Raw genomic sequence first — 19333 nt, 5'->3', positions numbered from 1 at the left:
TTTCGCCAATTACAATCAAAAAACAGCACGACTTTTCTTTACAAACTTCGATCTAAATGCGTATAACCACCATCAACATAAATTAACTGTCCTGTGGTGTGGCTGGATTTTTCCGATAAAAGAAAAACAACCATATTGGCAATTTCTTCAGTAGTTGTCATTCTATTTTCCAACGGAATTTTGGCTGTAATTTCTTTTAATTTTTGCTCTGGATTTTCAAGAGTTCCTATCCAAGTTTCATACAAAGGCGTGTAACATTCGGCCACAATAACGGCATTGACACGAATTCCATATGACAACAATTCCACAGCCCATTCTCGGGTCAAGGCGTTGCGTCCGCCGTTCGAAGCCGCATAAGCCGAGGTATTCCCCTGCCCGGTTTCGGCCGTTTTTGAACCAATGTTCACGATGCTTCCTTTTGATTTTTTCAATTCGGGCAAGGCATACTGCGCCATTAAATAATAATGCACCAGATTTTTATGCAAAGACTCCATAAAAGAATCGTAATTCCCATTCTCCAAACCTACGCCATCGTTCACCCCGGCATTGTTGATGAGCCCGTCAATGCGGCCAAATTGAGAAACAACTTGTTTTACGGCATTTTCGCAGTCTTGCGGTTTTATCAATTCGGCGACAACTGATTTTGCTTTTCCTCCCTCAGCTTCGATTTCATCTATAGCTATTTGATTGTCTTTCTCACTTCTTCCTACGATAACCGGAATCGCACCTTCGGAAGCCAATAGTTTGCAAATTCCCAAACCAATTCCTTTGGCACCGCCGGTTACAATGATTATTTTATTCTCTAAATGTAAGTTCATCGCTATTTTATTTTATAAATGATAGAATTTTATGGCATTTGCCCCCCAAATTTTATCTTGTTCTTCCTTTGAAAATTTCGAAAAATAATCGGTCACAATTTCTCCTGTTTGTTCGTAGGATCCCGCCAATAAACATACCGGCCAATCGCTGCCAAACAATAAACGATCCATTCCGAACGCCTCTGTAACCACATCCAAGCAATAAGTAAAATCAGCTTTTTTCCAATTATTCCAATCGGCTTCGGTGACCATTCCTGATACTTTACACATTACATTAGAAAAAGTTGCCAATTCTTTGATTCCTTTTTCCCAGTCGGCAAAATCGGCTTGTTTGAAATCGGGTTTTGCTAAATGATCAATTACAAATTTTTGTTTGGCAAACCGACTTACAAACTTGACGGCATACGGCAAATGTTTTGGTAAAATCAATAGATCATAGGTAAAATTATATTTCGCCAATTTGGCTATTCCGTTGCAGAAATCTTCCCTGAGCAAAAAATCATCTTGCGGTTCGCCCTGAACTATATGCCGGAAACCTTTCAGTTTTTTGAATTGGGAAAAATATTCCAATCTTGCTTCTAAATTTGCCCCACGCAAATCTATCCAACCCACCACTGCTTTTATGAAATCATTTTCTTCTGCCAATTGCAACAAAAAATGAGTTTCCTCTTCGCTTTGGTCGGCTTGAATAGCGATACAGCCATCAATATTATTTTTTCTCAATAAAGGAGCTAAATCGGCCGGCAAAAAATCCTGCTGAATTACTTTCATCTCATCGGTAATCCAGGCGTCTTTCGCCGGATGATAGTTCCAAAAATGTTGATGGCTGTCTATTTTCATTTCAATTCAAATATTTTTTCCATAAGCATCCATTTCTCACCGGATTTTGCCCAAGGCAAGGCCTGTTGAAACTTCCACATCAATTCTTCCCATTGCTGAACTTTGGGATTACTGGCATCCATTGCTGATTTTTTTTCGAAAGAAAAACTTTCATTCGCCTCAATAATCATGCACATCCGGTTGCCCACACAGTAAATATCTAATACTTCGATTCCGGAATCCTTGATGCTTTTTAGAATTTCCGGCCAAACTTCTTGATGGTAGGCTTTGTACTCGGCCATCAATTCCGGATCTTCTTTTAAATCTAATGCCAAACAATATTTTTGCGCCGCCATAATTTATTTTTTGTAAGCGACCGCCACTTGTTTGCTGGATCCCAATCCGTCCATTCCCAACTCAATTACATCTCCTTCTTTTATATATATCGGTTCCGGCTTGATTCCTAAACCAACTCCTGGAGGGGTTCCCGTGCTGATGATGTCGCCCGGCAGCAAAGTCATAAACTGGCTCAGATAATGAACCAAAAATGGGATTTTGAAAACCAAATTCGAGGTATTGCTGTTCTGGAATTTCTTTCCGTTCACAGTCAACCACATAGGAATATTATTTACATCCGCTATTTCGTCCTGAGTCGCCAAGAACGGTCCAAGCGGAGCAAAGCTGTCGCAGCCTTTTCCTTTTGCCCATTGGCCTCCCATTTCAATTTGAAATGCTCTTTCGCTATAATCATTCAATAAAGCGTAACCGGCCACATAATCTAGCGCTTCTGCCTCTTCGACATAACTTGCTTTTTTCCCCACAACAAAGGCCAATTCGACTTCCCAATCTGTTTTCGTGCTGTTTTTTGGAATAATTAAATCATCATTTGGACCGCATAAAGAGGTAGTCGATTTGAAAAAAATAATTGGTTCCGTTGGAATTGGCGCATTGGTTTCTCTGCAGTGATCCACATAGTTCAAACCAATGCAGATTATTTTTGACGGTCTTGCCACCGGAGACCCCAAACGAACAGCAGCGTCTACTTCCGGTAATACCGGATTATTTTGCAAAGCTTTTTCTAATGTTTTTAATCCGTCATTTTCAAAGAAAACTTCATTATAATCCGCAACAATTGAGGACACATCGTATCTTTTTTCATTGATTATAACTCCTGGTTTCTCTTTTCCCGCTTCTCCAAATCGTATCAGTTTCATGTCTGTTTTTTTTTATTTTAATTGTAATTCTATAATCGTGTCAATAGGGTCTAAAATTATCCCTTCTAAATAAATATAAGTCCCCTCTGGTTTTATTTTAAACTTTAATGCTTTTTTACTGTTAAGCAAGTTGCATTTAGCAATTTTATTTTTCATATCCGGAATCAAAATATAAGAAGAATCTTTTGGTGTTTTGATAATATGGGCAAACCAGGTTTTATCTTTGGCTGTCACCACGCCCCAATCTTGTGCTTTTAAAACATCACCTCTGGTTCCGTAAATACTTTGTCCGTTTATTTTCATCCAATCTCCCATTTCCTTTAAGGTGGCCACAAATTCCGGTTGGATGGTTCCGTCTGGCATTGGACCAACATTCAAAAGAAAATTAGCATTTAGACTGGCAGCATTGACCATATAATGGATTAAATCTTTGGTCGATTTGTATTTTTTATCGGTAATGTTAAATCCCCAAGAATCATTCATGGTCTCACAAGTTTCCAATGGCAATTGAGAAATAGATTGCCCTCCGAAACCGGTTGAATTTCCTCCCGGCAAATCTTTTTCGAAAGCTTGAAAATCTTCTCCTGGAATTGGAGTCAAATGATGATTATTAGAAATTAAACATTGCGGTTGTAAGGAATGAATAAGCTTATAAATTTCGTCATAATACCAGTCAACTTTTGATTTTAATGTTTTATCGGTATCATTATCCAATTGATCCCAATGGCCGTCAAACCAAATTCCGTCAATTTTACCGTATTCCGTTAACAATTCGGTCAACTGCGCTTTCATAAAACGGATGTAACTTTCCCAATCACTCTTTTGGGTTCTGCCGGTTCCTTTACCGGTTTTTCCGGTTTCATATTGGTAATCGCTGCGATACCAATCCAACAGAGAATAATACAGAAATAACTTAATTCCTTCTTTGTGGCATTCATCGGCCAATTGTTTCAGCGCATCTTTGCCGTAAGGCGTATTGGTGATTTTCCAATCGGATTGTTTGGTATCCCAGTTGCTGAAACTGTCGTGATGGCGCGTAATGAAAGTGATGTATTTCATTCCGCCTGCTTTGGCGGTAGCCACCCATTTTTTGGCATCAAAATTTTGCGGATTGAAAATATTAATCAAGCGGCCGTATTCATTCACCCCGATGTTGCGGTTGTTCATCACCCATTCTCCATTGCCCAAAACGCTCGAAGCTCCCCAATGAATGAACATTCCGAATTTCATATCTTGAAACTCCTTTCTAGCCGCCAGATTTTCGGCAGTTGGCGTATAGGTTTGTGCCTGTAATACCATTGTAGCAAAGCAGCAAAACAACAAATTAGATAGTAATCTTCTCATAATTGGTTATGGTTATTTGAAGGTTCATTTTATTCCTCTTCCTTTATAGCTTGAATTTGCGCATCCGATAAAATCGTATTGAATACTTTTAGATCTTTCATTTTACCGATGAAAGAATTTTGACCGTCGCCAATGGTATTCAAAGGAAAAAACAAGGTTTTCATGATCCAAATTGAATCGTTTTTGTGCCCTGTTGGAATTTTTTCCCTGCTTAGTTTTTTTGCTAACTGACCGTTCAAATACAAAGTCGTTGAATTATTATCGCCAGTAATGGCAATATTAGTCCACTTATTTTCGGGAATCGAAATTCCAAAATCATAATCCTTGCCTTCATGCGAAAAACCAAGATTCGATGTATTGCCTTGTTTTAGTTTTACAGTGGCATGTTTAGAATGAAAAAGCACCGCATTGGCAGCATTATTTTCCGAAGGATTTATTGCAAAACTAACTGTATAATTGTATCCAATTTCTTCATAAGGAAGTTTTACATAACTGTCTTTTTGCTTAAGATTTAGTGCTTTTTGCTTTCCGTCAGCAACATAATTAACATATTGTTTTTCTTTAATCTTATCTTTTCCCTTTAAGGCAAAATTCAGCACCAAAGGATCCTTAGCCTTAATTATTCCTCTTAAATTCAAGCCCGGCCCTTCGTTTATATTTTTGGCATTAGCTGAAAAACCATTAAAATCGACTGCGGTATTTGTTCCGCTCCACATTTTTTCGCTCAAAACCTGAATTGCAGGAAATACTCTGTCCGTAACATCCTGAGCGGTGATGCCGTTTTTGGCTACATCATTCCATACCGCAAACATTCCGCCTCTGATAAAAGGATCTCCTTTTTTGAAAATTACATTACCAATGGTTAACGGCTCCCAAGTATTGTACAAATGTTTGATGTTCAAATAATCATAATAATATCCTGCGGCCGGAACGATATACAACAAGCCATCGGGTGTACTGATTAAAGGATAACCCAATTCTTTCATCTTCAAAGGATCAGCATAACCATTGTACCAGGCATTCATCGTAACTCCTTTTGAGGTAACGGGAGTAATTCCTTGGGCATGGGTCAAAGCGCCCCAAACCCGAACGTCCTTGCCAAAACTTTGTACATATTTTATAAAGTGATCTGTAAACTTTCTAAAAGGTTCCGCTTCTTTTTTATCGTATTCGTCGGTTCCGATATGCACTTCTTTAAAACGGAATACCGGTGAATCTCCTTCTAAATATTCTTTAAATACGTTTTCAATAATGGTATAGGTTTCCGGATTTTTTATATCCAAATGATCTTTACCATATTCTTTACTTGCAATTTGCGGAAAAGCTTTGGAAAAAGCCAAAGAATGAGCTGGAACATCAATCTCGGGAATAATATTTATGCCATAACTTTCTGCTAATAATTGCAAATCAATAAATTCTTTTTTAGTATAAAATTCTCCTTTGGTAGGAAGTTCAGGATAACGTTCATTCTCCAATCTAAACCCACTATAAGTCTTGTCCCAATCATTATCATAGTGCTGTACAAAAGCATTATCGCTAAGATGCAGCTGAAAATCTCCCATCTTATAATAGGACATCATCTTTACATAATCGCGCAGAAAATCAATCGTGAAATATTTTCGCCCTACATCAAGCATAAACCCGCGAACTTCGTATTTAGGATAATCTCTTGCAATTCCCTTTGGTAAAGAACTCAGCTTGGCATCTTGTTCCAGTATTTGCAAAATGCTACGCGTTCCCCAAAAAGCCCCTTTATACTGGGCCGCATTGATGGAAACATAGTCTTTTATCGAAAGTGAATAACCTTCGGCTCCCAATTCTGAAGCATTTCCATCCAATGACATAAAAATATCACCTGCTTTCGGAATTCCTACAAGAACGGCTGGTTTTACTTTACATAGTTCAAACAAATCATTTTGAAAAACCTTGGCAGCCTGCATCAGTGTAGTTGCATTTTTAGCATCTACAACAATTCTAGATTTGGCTGTCAACACAAAATTACCTTCGGCACCAACCCATTCTCTCAGTGAAGGAATTACAAAAGGTTTTGCGTTTTTTCCTTGATCTTTATAGCTTCCTTCTACATTTACGGCAATCGGAATTTCTAGACTTGACTGATCATTAATCTTAGTTGCTTTAAACAAAAGATTAACCGAAAGATTATTCAAAGGAGTAAAAATAGTCCCCGTTTTAGTGATTACCGAAAGATTATCCGATCCTATTAGTTGAAGGCTAAAACCTTCGGGCGCCACAGGCATTTTATAGTTTGAAATTCCTTTGGCAATAGTTGCCTCGACAGTCATTTTATTTCTCAAGAAAATTGAATCGGATTTACTCATTCTTGATTGAGCAAATCCTTGAATAGCTAAAAACGAAAATAAAATCGCCAAAGCTTGTTGTTTGTAAGTCATAATTATTTTATTGGTTATTTTTATCAAAATACAAGCCCATTTCAGCCAAGGCCGGTTGCAATCTAGCAGATATAATACGCAATCTTACCTTAGAAGTGGTGATGGTAGGAAACTCCAACAAGCGTTTGTAACCAATGGTAGTTCCTTCGGTTGCTTTTTTCCATTGGTTATTATCCCAATATTCAAGTACGAATTTCTCAACCCTTTGCCCAACTCGGATATTTTCCTGAAGCAATAATACGTTGAATGTTTTTTCTCCATTTAAATCCATTTCAACGGAATTATCGTTTGCTTTCATCGAAAATAAATGATGGGTCGCATCGTTCCCGTCCAACAGCGGTTTTATTTTTTTTACCGATCCAACAGCCTTTGCCTTCTTCAAAAGATTCTCTTGAAAAATTTCATCCAGTTTTTTTCTCCATCCCTTTAAAGCCGCAAGATCATAATCTGAAATTAATCCTCTTTTATCCGGGGGAATGTTCAATAATAAAACACCATTTCTTCCTACAGAATGAAAATAAATTTCCTTTAATTTCTCTGCTGTTTTTACTTTTTTGTCTTGGTCTACATGATAAAACCATCCCGGACGAATCGACACATCCGTTTCGGCAGGATACCATTTTAAGGCGTCTCCATCTTTTAACTGACTGCGACTTCCCAAAACATTGCCCATCATATCCCCAGCTGGTGGCGCATCCACTTTTGTTTGAGAGCCATTATCCGTTTTATTCTTTTTCCCAACAGGAACTACGCTCCATTCTTCCTCTCTGCCTTGACCCGTTTCTGTACCTACCCAACGAACGTCAGGCCCTGAAACCGCAATCACCGCCTGTGGTTGTAATCTTCTGATATGCGCATACCATCTTTCAAAATCATATATTTGTTTTTTCCCATTGGGACCTTCACCATTAGCTCCGTCAAACCAAACCTCATCTACTTGTCCGTACTGAGTCAATAATTCCGTTAGTTGGGCCACCATAACATCATTATAGGCATCACTCCCATAAGTGGGATGATTTCTATCCCAAGGCGAAACATAAACTCCAAAACCTACTCCCAGTTCCTTACAGGCATCAGCAACTTCTTTGACTACATCTCCTTTTCCTTCTTTCCAAGGGCTGTTTTTCAAAGAATATTCCGTTGTTTTTGTTGGCCATAAACAAAAACCATCATGGTGTTTAGCTGTAATAATTACTTGCTTGATTCCTGCATCTTTACACGCTTTCACCCATTGTTTGGCATCCAAGGCCGTTGGATTAAACAACTTCGGATCATCTTTACCTTCTCCCCATTCTCTTCCTGTAAAAGTATTAATCCCAAAATGGATAAAACCCGTTAATTCCAAACGCTGCCAGCGCAATTGCTGTGGCGAAGGAACGATATTAGCAGCGATCTCTACTAATTGTTTTTCAGTCATCGACGAATTGACAACTGCAAAGTTTTTAGTTTGTGAGTAACCTGATAGCACAATTGACGAAAAAGTTAACCCCAACAAGGTTCTCTTTATTCCATTTTTTTTAGTACGATTATGAATCATTATATTGCTTTTTAATTATTAATTTCTCTTCAAATTATTCTTTTCTATTATTCTACAACATAAACAGTAGCACTTCTTGCTCCATGCGCCCCGATAACTAATGACTGTTCAATATCGGCTGTTTTTGAAGGTCCAGCAATGAATGCGCCGAAACCTTCTTTTGCCACATCAATACTCTCATAAGCCTGATGCATTGTTGCTACTATATCTTTTTTATCAATAACTATAATCAAATGTTGGCAAATAAAAGGCAGCAATCTATTTTGCATCTGACTTTCATAAACCCAAACCGCGCCATTTTCGGCCACGCCAAGGGTTGCTTTGATATAGGTTTTTTCAACTTTTTCCATATCCGAAGCCTGCATTGAAGCCACTTGATTGTCCAGCTCGCCTAAATCCGCTACGGCATTTATAACAAAATTACCGCTCGCTTTATCTGCGATGAATTGCTTTTTTAATTCAGTTAAGTTCTGAATCAATTTTACTTTTCCCCCAATACTTTCCAACACTGTTTTAAACTGTGCGTAACGATCTTCATAATCAATAACAGCATTGCGTTCAATCACAGGAAGCGGAACCAAACTCGGTTGATTCGTCGCTATGGCATTCAATATGTTTTCTCTTGCACTCATGCTGTTAGTTTCTGTTGATTTTTCCGTTTTTCAAATACCAATCTCTAAACGATTCTTTTGGCGATTCGGGCATTTCCCTTTGTTTGTACCAAATATTCAATTTGTTGTTGGTCACAAAAGGAAAGATCCGCATCATCCAGCGACCCCATTTTCCCGCAAAGCGGTACAGGCTTGGCTTTGAAAATAAAAAAGCCATTGCGTTCATGCCTATTTTTTTAGTTGCATCTGTATAACCTTCGGCCGCAATTACTTGTCTCCATTTCCACAATTGCTCGTGAATGTTAATTTTCACGGGACAAACATTGGTACAACTGCCGCATAAAGTAGATGCAAAAGGCAAATCGGCATTGGCTTTCATATCCAAATTTGGATTCAAAATAGACCCGATAGGCCCCGCCACCGCAGTATGATAACTGTGTCCGCCACTGCGACGGTAAACTGGACAAGTATTAAAACAAGCGGCACAACGAATGCACTTTAATGAATTTCTGAAATCTTCACGACTCAATTGTTTACTGCGACCGTTATCTACAATTACAATATGCATTTCTTGCCCCGGTCTTGGTTTTTGAAAATGGCTCGAATAAGTCGTGATCGGTTGCCCCGTGGCACTTCTTGCCAATAATCTCAAAAACACACCCAAATGTTCAGCTTTTGGAATTATTTTTTCAAAACCCATGCAAGCTATGTGTATGGCAGCAGTATGCGCGCCCATATCGGCATTTCCTTCATTGGTGCAAACCACAAAACCGCCCGTTTCGGCCACTGCAAAGTTTACTCCGGTAATCGCTAACTCCGATTGAACAAACTTGTCGCGCAAATGCTGTCTGGCAGCTTCGGTTAAATATTGGGGATCATTGTTCCCTTTTTCTGTTCCAAGATGCTCGTGAAAAGTAGCACTTACATCTTCTTTTTTTAAGTGAATTGCCGGCAATACAATATGACTTGGCGGTTCTTTTCGGAATTGCACAATCCGTTCCCCTAAATCAGTATCGACTACTTCTATGTTATACTGTTGCAAATATTCATTCAAATGACATTCTTCGGTAAGCATGCTTTTGCTTTTCACAATTTTTTGAATCTTATGCCTTTGGATAATGCCGTGAATAATTTTATTATGTTCGGCTCCATTCTCCGCCCAATGGACAATTATTCCATTGGCTTTTGCCTTTTCCTCAAATTCTTTTAAATAGTCCGAAAGATTAGAAAGCGTATGGTTTTTTATCTGCGAAGCCCATTCTCTTAATTGTTCCCATTCCGGCAAACCATGCGCGGCCTTATCCCTTTTTTCACGTACAAACCACAAAGTTTCGTCGTGCCAATCGGTTCTTGGCTCGTCTGCGATAAATTTTTCCGCTAATTTTGAATGTGTTGTTTTCATCCTTTTATAATGAGCTATTCAATATCTCCGCAATATGAATGATTTTTACCTTACTTCCTTGTCGCTTCAATATTCCTTCTAAATGCATCAAACAACTCGTGTCTCCGCCGGTGATATAATCTACGGAGTTGGCATCGTGTTCTTCGACTCTGTCTTTACCCATTTTTACGCTTACCGCTTCTTCGAATACGCAAAAAGTCCCTCCAAAACCACAGCATTCATCGTTGCGTTTTGGATTACTCAATTGAATATCTTTCACCATATTCAGCAGTTGTTCCGGTTTAGAAAAAGCGGGCAACATTGTTTCTGTCATAGAAGAAAGATGCAAACCTCTCTGGCCGTGACAGCTGTTGTGCAAGCCTACTTTGAAAGGAAATCGTGCATTAAGTTTTTTCACTTTCAAAACATCGGTCAAAAATTCACTGAGTTCATAAATATTGTTTCGAATCCTGCTAACTTCTTCAAGATGTAATTCGGCTTTTAAATGCTCTTTTATATGCAATACGCAGCTTCCTGATGGAGCCACAATATAATCAAATCCTGAAAAATTTTTGACAAAATTAATATCACAGCCTTTACTCAAACTGGCAAAACCACTATTGGCCATAGGTTGGCCACAACAACTTTGCTCTAAAGGGAAGGAAACGTCACAACCCAGTTTTTCCAATAGCTGTAAAGTCGCAATCCCTACCTGCGGATAAAACTGATCAATGTAACAGGGTATGAATAAGGCTACTTTCACTAGTTGTTCAATTTTATAAATCCACCATCAATTGGATAATCACAGCCCGAAATAAACGAAGCTTCATCACTGCATAAATACAACGCCAAAGCAGCCACCTCATCTGGTTTTGCCATTCGTCCTATAGGTTGTGTCTTAGAAAGTTTTTCAAACATTTCAGCTTCTTTTCCCGGATAAGTTTTAGAAATAAATCCATCGACAAACGGCGTATGTACCCTAGCCGGGGAAATCGAATTGCAACGGATGTTCTCTCCTATATAATCTTTGGCAACCGATAATGTCATTGCCATAACAGCACCTTTTGCTGTAGAATAGGCAAATCGATCCGGAATTCCTACCCAAGAGGCGATGGAAGCCATATTTACAATAACTCCTCCGTTGCTTTTTCTTAACTGTGGAATAGCTGCATGCAAACAGTTGTAAACTCCTTTTACATTTACATTCATAATACGATCAAAATCGGCTTCGGATGTCGTATCTACTTTTCCAATATGTGCAATTCCGGCATTGTTAACTAAAATATTAATGTTGCCAATTTTCTCGAATGTAGCCAATACTTCCTGTTGGTTGGCCACGTTACAGGCATGTGCAACCACTTTTCCACCATTGGCAGTTATTTCGTCAACGGCAGTTTTGGCGCTTTCTTCTGTCAATTCCAGAATGTGAACCGTTGCCCCTTGTTTGGCAAACAATGCTGAGATTGCTTTTCCTATCCCGCTGCCGCCTCCGGTTACCACCGCTATTTTATTTTGTAATGAAAACATAATCTATGTTTGTTTTTTAAATTTTAATAAAAAGTAATTCTTTATAAAGAGACTCCTCGTTTCCAAGGAATAAAATCATCTTGATTCAGTTGTACTGCTTTAGGGATAATTTCACCGCTGGCTACTTTGATACAATATTCCAGAATGTCTTCTCCCATTTCTTCGATGGTTTTTTCACCACTGATAACCGGCCCACAATCGATATCAATAATATCGCTCATTTTTTTGGCCAGAACCGAGTTGGTCGCTACCTTAATAACCGGGCAAACCGGATTTCCTGTTGGCGTTCCCAAACCTGTCGTGAATAAAATTAAAGTTGCTCCGGCTGCTGCCTTACCAGTTGTAGCTTCCACATCGTTGCCCGGAGTACAAACCAAACTTAATCCCGGTTTTACAACGGGTTCTGTATAATCCAATACATCCACCACTGGTGCGGTTCCTCCTTTTTTGGCAGCACCAGCACTTTTGATGGCGTCAGTAATCAAGCCGTCTTTGATGTTTCCCGGAGAAGGATTCATGTGAAAGCCGGAACCTACTTTATGTGCCAATTCATCATAAGACTGCATGAGATTGATAAATTTTTTCGCAGATTCTTCAGTAACACAACGGTCAATCAAATTTTGTTCGACTCCGCACAATTCGGGAAACTCGGCCAATAATACTTTACCGCCCAAAGCCACTAATAAATCAGAAGTATAACCCACCGCAGGATTAGCCGAAACACCACTAAAACCATCGCTTCCTCCGCATTTAACGCCCAAACACAAGTCGCTCAAAGGAGCTGGAATTCTTTCTAACTTATTTATTTCTATTAATCCTTCAAAAGTCTGTTTGATTGCATCGGCAATTAATTGCTCTTCACTAACTGACTGCTGTTGCTCAAAAACAAGCAATGGTTTATCAAAAGAAGGATTTTGTTTTTTAACATCATTTATAAAATCCTGCACCTGTAAATGTTGACATCCCAAACTCAAAACAGTAACGCCTGCTACATTAGGATGATTGGCATAAGAAGCTAACAAAGCACTTAAAGTTGCCGAATCCTGGCGGGTTCCTCCACATCCTCCCTGATGATTCAGAAATTTTATTCCGTCAACGTTTTTAAATACACGATTGGCATTGACAGTAGCTGGCAATTGTAAATCAACTTTCGCTAGGTCTGCTCCATTTTGATATGCTTCCAATAACTGATGAGTATATTGTGTATATTTATCCGTTACTGAATAACCCAATTCATTATGCAATGCTTCCTTAATCACATCCAGATTTCGGTTTTCGCAAAATACTGTTGGAACAAATAACCAATAATTAGCCGTTCCCACACGACCGTCATTTCTTTTATACCCATTAAAAGTTCGTTCTTTGTATTTGGAGATATCTGGAGATTGCCATACAAAATCTACCTCACGATATCCATAAGGCTCAGCCGCATGTTTTAGATTTACTGTTGTCATCAAACTGCCTTTGGCAAGATCACATTGCACTTTTCCGACCAAAACTCCGTACATGATTACCTCATCCCCTTTCTTTAAATCGTTTATATAGAACTTATGCTTTGCTTTAATGTCATCCTGAAGAATATAAATTTCTTCTTCAAAAATCACTTTTTCATTTTTTGGTAAATCTGTTAATGCCACCAAAACATTATCTTTTGGGTGCATTTTAATTACCAATCTTTTCACTTCGTTGTTTAACATGGTATATAAATAGAATTATGCTTTATTTGTTTTATGTCCGTTGAATGCAAACAATAATATTACAGCAAAACACATCAAAGGCACGGTATAACCGTATTGAATATTCCCTGTAATATCTGAGACTAGCCCTAAAACAGGAGGCAATAAGGCACCACCCACAATAGCCATCACGATCAATGAAGAACCAATTTTAGTGTTGTGTCCCAATCCGTCAATTCCCATTGAAAAAATAGTTGGAAACATAATACTCATAAAAAATGCAATGGCTATTAAGGTATAAACTACTATCATTCCAGTTCCTGTTATTGCTAAAATTGACAACAAAATATTGATGGTTGTGTATACAATCAATAATTTTCTTGGTTGGATATATTGCATCAAAAAAGTTCCGGCAAAACGTCCTAACATGAATGCCAATCCAAAAAAACCTAAATATTTAGCTGCGGAAGCCTCTTCAATACCGGCTGTAGTGGTAGCCATTTTGATAAAAAAACTTCCAACGCAAACTTGCGCTCCCACATAAAAGAATTGAGCCAAAATCCCCCATCTTAATTTCATCGATTGTAAGGCTCCTCTAAAACTTGCTTTTTCGCCTCCTTCTACATTTTCATCTTTAACATCCGGCATATTGGTAAAATAAAAGAGTATTGCCACAGCCAAAATAATCAATCCCAAAATGAGGTAGGGCATTTTTACGCTTGCCGCTTCTGAAGCTAAGTAAGTGCTTAATTCTGTTGACGACATGCTTGCCATCTCTGCTTCGGTTAAATTTTTTCCTGATAATATCATTGGCCCAACAACTGTTGGAGCAATGAACGCTGCCAATCCATTGAAAGATTGGGCAAAATTCAGTCTTTTGGTTGCGGTTTCTGCCGGTCCTAATATGGTTACATACGGATTGGCAGCGGTTTCCAGAAAAGTCAATCCGCAGGCAATGACAAACAAAGCGCCCAGAAAGTAAACATATTGCAGTGAATTAGCAGCAGGCACAAATAAAATAGATCCAATACCAAACAAAACCAATCCAATCAAGATTCCTGATTTATAACCATACTTTCGCATTACATATCCCGCAGGTAACGCCATGGCAAAATAGGCTATAAAAACGGATGAATCGATCAGTGAAGATTGCAGATCTGTCAAATTAAAAGCTTTTCTTAAATGTGGAATTAAAATTGGATCTAAATTATGGACAAAACCCCAAAAAAAGAATAAACTAGTTACCAATATAAATGGGAACAGCCAGCTTTTGGTTGTTGCAGAGACTGCTTTATTTTGCACATTCGATTGAGCTGCTAATGCCATACTTATTTTATTAAATTCATACTGTTTTAGAATTCGAAAGATAGAATTACTATGGTATATATATTAATTCAATATTATCTTTGTTTAATTATTAATTATCTTCGTCTCAAAAAAATTAAGAAAATGAAAGTTGAGAAAACAAAAATAACATCCTATCTAAACAGTTCCATTTCGGTCCTTTCTCGTGAAGAGCCCTTTTTTCAAGCTCCCTTTCATTCTCATCCTGAACTTGAATTAGTCTATATTAAAGAAAGCTATGGCAAAAGAATCGTAGGCAATTCAGTAGCTCCTTTTGAATCTGGTGACATGGTTTTTTTAGGTTCCGATATTCCTCATGTATGGCTTAATGACGAAATCTATTATCAAAACATAAACAAACTCAAAGCTAAAGCCATTGTCGTTTATTTTAATAAAGATTTGTTTGGACCTGCTTTTTATGAACTCAAAGAAGCACAAAAAATCAATACTCTTTTTAATCGAGGCATCAGAGGTTTATCCATAAATGGGAAAACAAACAAACTGATTGCTAAAAAACTAGAAAAGCTGGTTCTCAAAAAAGACTTTGAAGTTATCATTGGCCTTTTTGAAATTCTATCAATCTTATCTGAAAGTACTGATCTTAGTTTTATCAACAACGAAGCTTATACACCTATAAACGAACAAACCAAAAATGACCGTTTATCAGACGTTTTTGAATACGTAAATAAAAATTATAAAGAAGATATTTCTCTCGTTGAAATTGCCCAAATTGCGAACCTTACCCCTACCTCATTTTGTAGAATGTTTAAGCTAAAAGCTAAGAAAAGCTTTGTGGAACACCTCAACGAAATAAGAGTAGCCAATGCCTGTAAGTTCCTTATTGAAACCGATATGGGCATGTCTGAAATCGCCTATCAATGTGGTTACAAAACCGCTTCTAATTTCAACAGACTCTTTAAAAAACTAACTAGAACAACTCCTAAAGAATACCGAAAAAGGGCTGAAAATTAATTTTTAAAAATTATCATTATATGTATTTAAATATTTAAAAAAGCTACAATCTCATTTATTACTTCCAAATAATTTCCCTTTGGTGTTGTGACATACACATTCTGTTGCTTGGCCCATTTTAATTCCATTGCAAAAAAATCAATTGCTTTAATAGGTCTTCCAGCAAGCTCATTATCTAATTCTTCAAAAAACAATTTCCATCTCGGTTCGTATAAGTCTTTTATCAACCCTGACCATTCCTTATGAGCATACTCATGCAGGTTAGTCTTTGGATTGTTATCCGGTCCCCAAAAAGTAATTTGCATCCTTGCATTCTTTTCGGCTAATTGCTTTTCATTAGCGGTTCTACCAAAATCTTTCGCCTGTTTGATCCAAGTTCCTACCAAAGAGTTTTTATTAGTTGCCATCAATTTTTCCTGCAATTGCATCAAATCAAGAAATTCCTTTTTATATCTCTTGTAAGTAACTGTATCTTTTTGTTCAAAAGCTTTCATCAGAGAATCATAAGCCATTTGACCCCGATTCGCTACTACCTGTCTACTGATATCAGTAAGATCGTATTGGAAAGTTTCACTGTTTTTGAAAATATCAGAGGCCTTCAAAAAAGATTTTAATCCTTCTTCCAATATTCGATTATCATAAAACAACTTTCTCGTCCCCCAGCTTGAAACCGATTGGATATTTTTAGCTGGTCTTGCCGTAAACAAGGATTCGGTACATCCTTCCTGATATTCACTATGCGAGCTATATACAGATTTCTTCAACGAAAGCAATCCATCAAAAATAGCATTATTCTCTTTCCCATAGCGATATTTTGCATAATCAAGCAGCAAACTATCCGTATCTGTCGTCTTGCCCCAAGCACTGTTCAGCGAGAGATCATACAACAACGGATTATTCAAAATCCCTTCGGGGATGATACCAATTCCTTTCATGTATTTTCCCTGCGGGCTTTGCAATGCACGATGCGGCTCTTCGATAATGCGTTGCAGTTTCCCATACAAACCCGGCTTTTCGCCAAAATTATTGACACTACACCAGACCCAAGGTGTTCCATTGTACGCATTGGAAATTTCCCAATTGTTTTGGTTTTCACCAAAAAGATCAATTACCAAAACCTTATCTTTTTGTAAATCCTTCAATAATTCTTTTCGAGGATTTCCGCCCCAACCCTGCAATACCCATGTACTGTTTATGAAATTAGCCTGCATTTGGTTCTGAATATTTTTTGCCGAAAGCGATACATCGAGCCCTTTACTGCTTCCCCCTTCATGAAAAGGATCACCTCCAAAAAAATTACAATCTCCGTAAGTTTTTTTTAAGTTTTGATAATATATTTTGGCCATTTTTGCAAACAGACTGTCTTGTGGAGATAACATAGCTGGACGTTGAAAACCACCCGCCCATTTGCCCTGTTCTACAATTTTTGCCGACGGAAACTTAGCTTGCAATGTTGAAGGTACCATACCATAAAATCCCTGAAGAATAGGTTCGATACCCAATTCTTTCATTCGAGAAAGCATCTTTTTTTGCAATTCCGATTGTCGTTTGATCATCCCATCTGTAACTGGACCGCCCCAGCCTTCAAGATTTCCCATCAGCCACCAAGCCGTATAAGCTGGTCCCGGAATAAATTCTTTTATCTCTTTATCAGTAAAACCAAATTGCTCCAGTGTTTTTTGCCAAACAATTTCAGTGCCGTTTGTAGCCAAAATTAAATTTACTCCATGCAAGGCCATCCAATCCAGTTCTCTCTCCCAATCCTTCCATTGGTAAAAACTCATCGAATAATTATAGGTACAATAATTCAACGCATAACGGTATTTAAATGGTGTTTCAATTACAATTTTTTCTTTGACCTTAGGCAATATCACAAGTGGCTTTAAATTTTGAGCACCATGAGATATACTTTGATTGCAAAAATGATTCAGATAATAGTTGAATCCCATCGCCGCCGCAGAAGCTGAAGTGGCCCAGACATGTAGTTTTGTATCTTGGGTAAACAATTCAAATCGGTCATTAGTAGATGTGGCAAGTGAATGAAAAACAATTTTTCCTTTTGTCCAAGGAGCTACCCTTTGAGTCAATGCAGTTACAGCACTAAAATCCTGTGCCTGCATCGATTGAATATTTGCGCAAAAAGAAACCATGAACCATAAAAATCCAAATCTTACTTTCATCTTATTTTAATTTTAAGAAACTTCATTCAATAAACCAATCAATAAAAACCCTTTATTTCTATTGCTTAATTTGCAACATAACTATCCCATGAGCAGAAATAGTTGTTTAAAATTTACTTTTAAACAACTATTTCTGCTTTTTCCCAAAAGCTTGTGCCATTTTTGACTCCTTTTTAATTGTAAAAAGAGTATGGAAATTTATCAGGAACTTTCTTCTTTAGCTAAATCTTTTTCAAACGAAACATTTTTGTTTCATGACTCTTCACTTTTCCATTCCATTTTTTTCCTTTTCCTACCACTTTATGTTCCCATAAATCTCTGATTTCGAAGCTTGCATTTAATCCTAATTCGGCAAAATTAATTTTAGCATTTTGTGTAGCTTCAGAACGGTTTAAAATGGCAATCGCAAAATCACCATTTGCCAAGGGGCGTACAAAAACATTCCAAGTATCATTCTTGATTTTACAAACAGCTTGTTTCCCCAAAGCATCCTGATTAATCGCAATTACTTCCTTATTCAATAAAATACGTTTAGTTTCGACATTCATATTACGAACATCATTTGTTGCTGCTAATGGTGAATTCATGATAGACCAAAGACTCATCTGACTTTGGTATTCAGTATCGGTACAACCTACGCCGCCCAAAGCACCTGAAGGTCCTTCTTTACCATAAAGTCCTACTACAAGCATATCCAAATCATTCCAATGTCCTGGGCCTGCATAAGAAGCATAATCGTGGGAGTAATCAACAATATCCAATATTCCCGCACCAACTGAGTGCAACTCACCTCTTGTTTTTACGGCTTTAGTATTCTTCCATTTATCTCTCACATCAGCGGTTGTTCTCCATAATTGCCCGCCTACTTGTCCGGCCCAAAGCCAAGGTTTACGATCGCCCCATTCGCAAATACCAAAAGCAATGTCACGACCGCTTTTGCGCAAGGCATCGGCCATTTTTTTGTAACGGGTTTTGGCAATTTCCATATCATCTGGAGCGCCACAATAATCATATTTTAGGTAATCAATTCCCCAAGAAGCAAACGTTTTGGCATCCTGTTCTTCAAAATTCAAACTGGCAGTATAACCCGCGCAAGTAAGCGGTGCTGCATCCGAATAAATTCCTATTTTCAAACCTTTACTGTGCACATAATCCGCTAATGCTTTGATGCCCGAAGGGAATTTTACAGGATCTGGAATCATATTGTTTTTGTTATCACGACCACCTTGCCAGCCATCATCAATAAACATGTGATCGTAACCTGCGGCTAACATACCGCTACTTACCATAGCGTCAGCCATTTCCCGAATGTCTTTTTCATTGATATTATCGGCAAAATAATTCCAGGTCATCCAACCCATTGGTGGTGTTGGCGACAATATACTGCCGTCAATTGATTTTGATTGTGCTTCTACGCTACCATTACCCAAGCAAAGTGCGATTACGAAAAGGCTAAGAATTTGTTTTTTCATTGTTATTTAGATTTAATTTTACTGATT

General features: G+C 37.9%; 16 protein-coding genes. 1 reads left to right on the top strand and 15 read right to left on the bottom strand.

Annotated elements, in window-relative coordinates; all coding sequences use genetic code 11:
• Positions 1–38 precede the first annotated feature (38 nt).
• Genes LNP19_RS07665 through fucP form a run of 13 tightly spaced genes read right to left on the bottom strand, consistent with a single transcriptional unit; the run spans position 39 to position 14664 of the window.
• Positions 39–818, bottom strand: coding sequence for an L-fucose dehydrogenase (locus tag LNP19_RS07665; RefSeq protein WP_230064175.1), 780 nt, complete (start codon positions 816–818; stop codon positions 39–41).
• A 12-nt stretch (positions 819–830) separates the two neighbouring features.
• A complete protein-coding gene (locus tag LNP19_RS07660; protein ID WP_230064174.1) occupies positions 831–1658 on the bottom strand; it encodes an amidohydrolase family protein in 828 nt (275 codons plus the stop codon).
• Positions 1655–1993 carry an L-rhamnose mutarotase gene (locus LNP19_RS07655; protein ID WP_230064173.1) on the bottom strand — a complete coding sequence of 113 codons (339 nt, stop codon included), beginning with the start codon at positions 1991–1993 and terminating at the stop codon, positions 1655–1657. The genes LNP19_RS07660 and LNP19_RS07655 overlap by 4 nt, the downstream gene beginning before the upstream one ends.
• 3 nt (positions 1994–1996) lie before the next feature.
• A complete protein-coding gene (locus tag LNP19_RS07650) occupies positions 1997–2851 on the bottom strand; it encodes a fumarylacetoacetate hydrolase family protein (RefSeq protein WP_230064172.1) in 855 nt (284 codons plus the stop codon).
• Positions 2852–2863: 12 nt separating this feature from the next.
• A complete protein-coding gene (locus LNP19_RS07645) occupies positions 2864–4195 on the bottom strand; it encodes an alpha-L-fucosidase (protein ID WP_230064171.1) in 1332 nt (443 codons plus the stop codon).
• Positions 4196–4224: 29 nt separating this feature from the next.
• The gene (locus LNP19_RS07640) at positions 4225–6606 is read right to left on the bottom strand and encodes a family 20 glycosylhydrolase (protein ID WP_230064170.1); all 2382 of its coding nucleotides are present in this window, start codon (positions 6604–6606) and stop codon (positions 4225–4227) included.
• A gap of 7 nt (positions 6607–6613) precedes the next feature.
• Positions 6614–8143 (bottom strand): alpha-L-fucosidase, encoded by a 1530-nt coding sequence (locus LNP19_RS07635; RefSeq protein WP_230064169.1) that lies wholly within the window; start codon positions 8141–8143, stop codon positions 6614–6616.
• Positions 8144–8190: 47 nt separating this feature from the next.
• A complete protein-coding gene (locus tag LNP19_RS07630; RefSeq protein ID WP_230064168.1) occupies positions 8191–8775 on the bottom strand; it encodes a LutC/YkgG family protein in 585 nt (194 codons plus the stop codon).
• Positions 8776–8779: 4 nt separating this feature from the next.
• Positions 8780–10156: a lactate utilization protein B gene (locus tag LNP19_RS07625; RefSeq protein ID WP_230064167.1), complete on the bottom strand. Its 1377-nt coding sequence runs from the start codon at positions 10154–10156 to the stop codon at positions 8780–8782.
• 4 nt (positions 10157–10160) lie between these two features.
• Positions 10161–10898, bottom strand: a complete 738-nt coding sequence (locus tag LNP19_RS07620) for a (Fe-S)-binding protein (protein WP_230064166.1) — start codon at positions 10896–10898, stop codon at positions 10161–10163.
• The gene (locus LNP19_RS07615; RefSeq protein ID WP_230064165.1) at positions 10898–11662 is read right to left on the bottom strand and encodes an SDR family NAD(P)-dependent oxidoreductase; all 765 of its coding nucleotides are present in this window, start codon (positions 11660–11662) and stop codon (positions 10898–10900) included. Before LNP19_RS07615 ends, LNP19_RS07620 begins: the two co-directional genes overlap by 1 nt.
• Before the next feature lie 41 nt (positions 11663–11703).
• Positions 11704–13344 (bottom strand): UxaA family hydrolase, encoded by a 1641-nt coding sequence (locus LNP19_RS07610; RefSeq protein WP_230064220.1) that lies wholly within the window; start codon positions 13342–13344, stop codon positions 11704–11706.
• A gap of 30 nt (positions 13345–13374) precedes the next feature.
• Positions 13375–14664, bottom strand: coding sequence for an L-fucose:H+ symporter permease (gene fucP / locus LNP19_RS07605; RefSeq protein ID WP_230064164.1), 1290 nt, complete (start codon positions 14662–14664; stop codon positions 13375–13377).
• A gap of 123 nt (positions 14665–14787) precedes the next feature.
• Here fucP and LNP19_RS07600 point away from each other — a divergent pair, with 123 nt between their 5' ends.
• Positions 14788–15654 (top strand): AraC family transcriptional regulator, encoded by an 867-nt coding sequence (locus tag LNP19_RS07600; protein WP_230064163.1) that lies wholly within the window; start codon positions 14788–14790, stop codon positions 15652–15654.
• A gap of 26 nt (positions 15655–15680) precedes the next feature.
• Here the strand turns inward: LNP19_RS07600 and LNP19_RS07595 are convergent, their stop codons facing one another.
• Positions 15681–17834, bottom strand: coding sequence for an alpha-N-acetylglucosaminidase (locus tag LNP19_RS07595; RefSeq protein WP_230064162.1), 2154 nt, complete (start codon positions 17832–17834; stop codon positions 15681–15683).
• A gap of 221 nt (positions 17835–18055) precedes the next feature.
• Positions 18056–19306, bottom strand: a complete 1251-nt coding sequence (locus LNP19_RS07590) for a glycoside hydrolase family 27 protein (RefSeq protein ID WP_230064161.1) — start codon at positions 19304–19306, stop codon at positions 18056–18058.
• Positions 19307–19333: the final 27 nt, after the last annotated feature.

Source organism: Flavobacterium acetivorans (assembly GCF_020911885.1).
Classification (GTDB): Bacteria; Bacteroidota; Bacteroidia; order Flavobacteriales; family Flavobacteriaceae; genus Flavobacterium; species Flavobacterium acetivorans.
The sequence above is the reverse complement of the archived record's forward strand: the minus strand, read 5'-3'. Positions and strand labels throughout refer to the sequence as shown.